The organism is Sphingomonas sp. Leaf343 (assembly GCF_001423765.1).
Classification (GTDB): Bacteria; Pseudomonadota; Alphaproteobacteria; order Sphingomonadales; family Sphingomonadaceae; genus Sphingomonas.
Window position 1 is genome coordinate 1 of the sequence record NZ_LMPG01000009.1, and the last position, 3,041, is coordinate 3,041.

Annotated in this window: 3 protein-coding genes; all 3 read right to left on the reverse strand. The window is 61.2% G+C overall.

The genetic code is table 11. The features are described 5' to 3' along the window. The coding region (locus tag ASG07_RS05245) for a FecR family protein (RefSeq protein ID WP_055843274.1) at positions 1-885 on the reverse strand (885 nt) is incomplete at its 3' end. 32 nt (positions 886-917) lie between these two features. Continuing rightward, the gene (locus ASG07_RS05250) at positions 918-1,421 is read right to left on the reverse strand and encodes an RNA polymerase sigma factor (RefSeq protein ID WP_055843275.1); all 504 of its coding nucleotides are present in this window, start codon (positions 1,419-1,421) and stop codon (positions 918-920) included. Positions 1,422-1,549: 128 nt separating this feature from the next. Beyond that, a complete protein-coding gene (locus ASG07_RS16860; RefSeq protein ID WP_082474565.1) occupies positions 1,550-2,470 on the reverse strand; it encodes a formylglycine-generating enzyme family protein in 921 nt (306 codons plus the stop codon). Between the last annotated feature and the right edge of the window lie 571 nt (positions 2,471-3,041).

Sequence of the window (3,041 nt, forward strand, 5' to 3'; positions counted from 1 at the left end):
GTAACGGTTCAGCTGCACGACCGCATCGGCCAGCGTCGTGTAACGGTTCAGCTGCACGACCGCATCGGCCAGCGTCGTATCAGTGAATTCGAGACGGCCGGCTTCCCAGCCCAGCGATCCGGCAGCATCGCTCCGAACGGTGCCTCCCGTCCCGCCTCGCGCAACGAACTGCTGGCCCGAAACCAGTGCTATTGCGTCGCCGCTGGGCCGTCGCCGCAGAGCTATAAGCGTTGACGCGTCCGGCATCGTGCCGCCCAGCACGACCACTTTCCCTTCATAGACGATCACGCGCAGTTCGTTTCCGACCACCTCCGTCGAGAACGACGTCCCGGTTGCAAGGATGATCCGTCCTGCGGCTTGGACGGTGAATGGCCGGTTCGGTTCGTACGCAACATCGAACTTGGCGCGGCCGGACCACAGGCTGAGGCTTCGCTGTTCGGCACGTAGGCCAACCGATACGCTCGTCTTGGCGTCCATCGAAATGCGCGAGCCATCCGCGATGGTCAGCGCGCGCCGCTCTCCCGTATCGGTACTCAGCTGTTCACGACCGTGACCCTGAACATACCATGCCGTCCCACCGGCCAAGGCGAGCAACGCCGCCGCCGCGGCACTCCTGAGCGGCGCGTTATGGGACGGTCGCATCCATCGCAGCCGGTTGGCGCGCCGGAGTTCGTTCAGGGCATCGGAGCGCCGCGTGATAATTTCCGGTGCACTGGCATGCTCGTCGAGTGCCGCCCAAGCGGTGGCGCACTGGTCCAGCGCCTGCCGGTGAGCGGCGTCCGCCGCCAGCCACGCCGCCAACGCCTGATCGTCTTCCGGGGTCAGCTGGGTACCGCCTTTGAGCAATAGCCACCAGTCGGCGGCTTGCGCCGCCGCGCACGCCAAAGGAGCCTTTGGTTCCGGGCCGGGTCCTTGCGTCATCCCAGACCTCCCAGCTTCTCGGTCAAAGCCGTCATGGCTTTTGCGAGATGCTTCTCGACGGCGCTGACCGAGATCCCGAAACTGTCGGCGATCGTCGCCCGGTCGATCTGCTCGTAGCGATAGAGCAGGAAGATCTTGCGGGTTCGCTCAGGCAGTTCGTCGAGTGCCCGAACCAGCGTGACGAGGCCTTCGCGCCCTGTCGCGACGCGGTGGGGATCGAGCGGATCGACATGCATCGACCCTTCCTGCTGGACACCTACCGCATAACGCGTTCTCACAGAGGCCCTACGCGCGCGATCCCGCAACAGGTTCGCCGCGATCTGGAAGACATAGGCGTTCGTGTCCCGAAGGTTGCGCTCCGGCGTAGACGCCAGACGCAGGTACACGTCCTGAGCCAGATCCTCCGCCTCGCTGACATTGCCGACCCGGCGCGCAAAGAACGCGATCAGGCTCGGACGCAGATCGGGATGAGCGCGTTTCAGCAGCGAACGTAACTCCAGCGCCCGTTCTCAGGCATCAGACCTAAGACGCACGTCGACAGCATACCCGCATCACCGTGTCGGTACGATCGTCCGCTGCTGCGGCAACATGTCGCGCCAAGTAGATGGATCGCTTGCGTCCGGATCCGTCACAGGCGCCTGATGCAGCGAAAGCCGATATGTCCGGTTGACGAGTCGATCATCTGGGGGTGGCGCGCAGCGGGTCGATATCGCTGGCAGTAGCTCGGCGCACATAGGTGCGATCCCCCCTTGACGACTTTTCGCCCGATCCGGACGTTCGGCAGCTCTGGGTCCAGACTGCCGGCCCGCGAGACCGAGGCGCGCGGACCGATGCGTACCGAACAGCAGCTGCGACGCTTCGCGACGCGGCGCTCGGTGCCGGCGGAGTACCAGTCACTCGTCCACTCCCAGACGTTACCTATCATATCGTAGAGGCCATACCCGTTTGCAGGAAAGGTTTGAACTGGCGACGTGCGCTCCCAACCGTCAAGCATCTGGTTCGCAAACGGGAACATGCCTTGCCAGTAATTAGCCATCATCGCACCGCCAGGGTTTAGTTCGTCACCCCACGCATATTCGGTCGTGCTGCCGCCACGCGCGGCAAACTCCCATTCGGCTTCTGTCGGCAGGGCCTTACCGGCCCATGTCGCGTAGGCTTCTGCATCGCGATAGGCGATGTGAACGACCGGATGATCACCGAGGCCCTCGAGCGAACTTTCCGGCCCCAACGGATGGCGCCAATCTGCCCCCGCCTCGAACCGCCACCATTGCGAAGCGTCGTCGAGCGGCACTGGCGTCGTCGTCCGCGTGAAGACTAATGAGCCTGCCACCGCCTCTGCCGGGTTGAGACCAGGATAGTCGAGCGGGTCCGGCGGGATTTCAGCTTCCGTGATATAGCCTGTTGCATCGACAAACGCCGCAAAACTCGCGTTCGTGACAGGAACACGATCTATCGCAAATGCTACGACGCTTTCGACACGCCGAGGAACTTCATCCGGGTAAAAATTATCCGATCCCATGACAAAGTCACCCCCCGGTAGTAAGATCATATCTTCACCTGAAGGCGGAGGCGTCGGCTTGTTTGTCTGATTTACCACGCGATCCTCTTATTACAAAATATCAGCATAATCGGCATCGCCAGCAGGAGGAGGTCTATTTCTTTGATCATGAAACGAACTAAGTGGCAAGACGGCAACGCCAGCAATGTGCTCCCACTAAGGCTTTGTTAAGTTGCCGATCCTGTTTATCGAGGAACGGTAGCAGGCGCGGCGTTAACCCTGCCTTTGACTTACCTTCAATTGAGCAAAAACGGCGTGTGACCATACAGTCACACGCCGTAGGATCCGGTCAGGGCGCTTAGGAGGTGACTAACGCCCCACATGATAGTTACAAAGATATTATTAATAAGCAACCGCCAATCGTTAGCTCCGTTTTTTAGAACCGTCTCTTTTGACAGCAGTTCGTTGCACGAGGTGGGATGGGAGGCGTTGTTCGGAGCGATGCTGCCGGATCGCTGGGCTGGGAAGCCGGCCGTCTCGAATTCACTGATACGACGCTGGCCGATGCGGTCGTGCAGCTGAACCGTTACTCAGCGGACGAGATCACAATCGCCGATGCGCG

Bases quoted from the DNA above. Each gene is read 5' to 3' on its own strand.
- ASG07_RS16860 (WP_082474565.1), bottom strand. From the start codon at position 2,470: ATGATCTTACTACCGGGGGGTGACTTTGTCATGGGATCGGATAATTTT.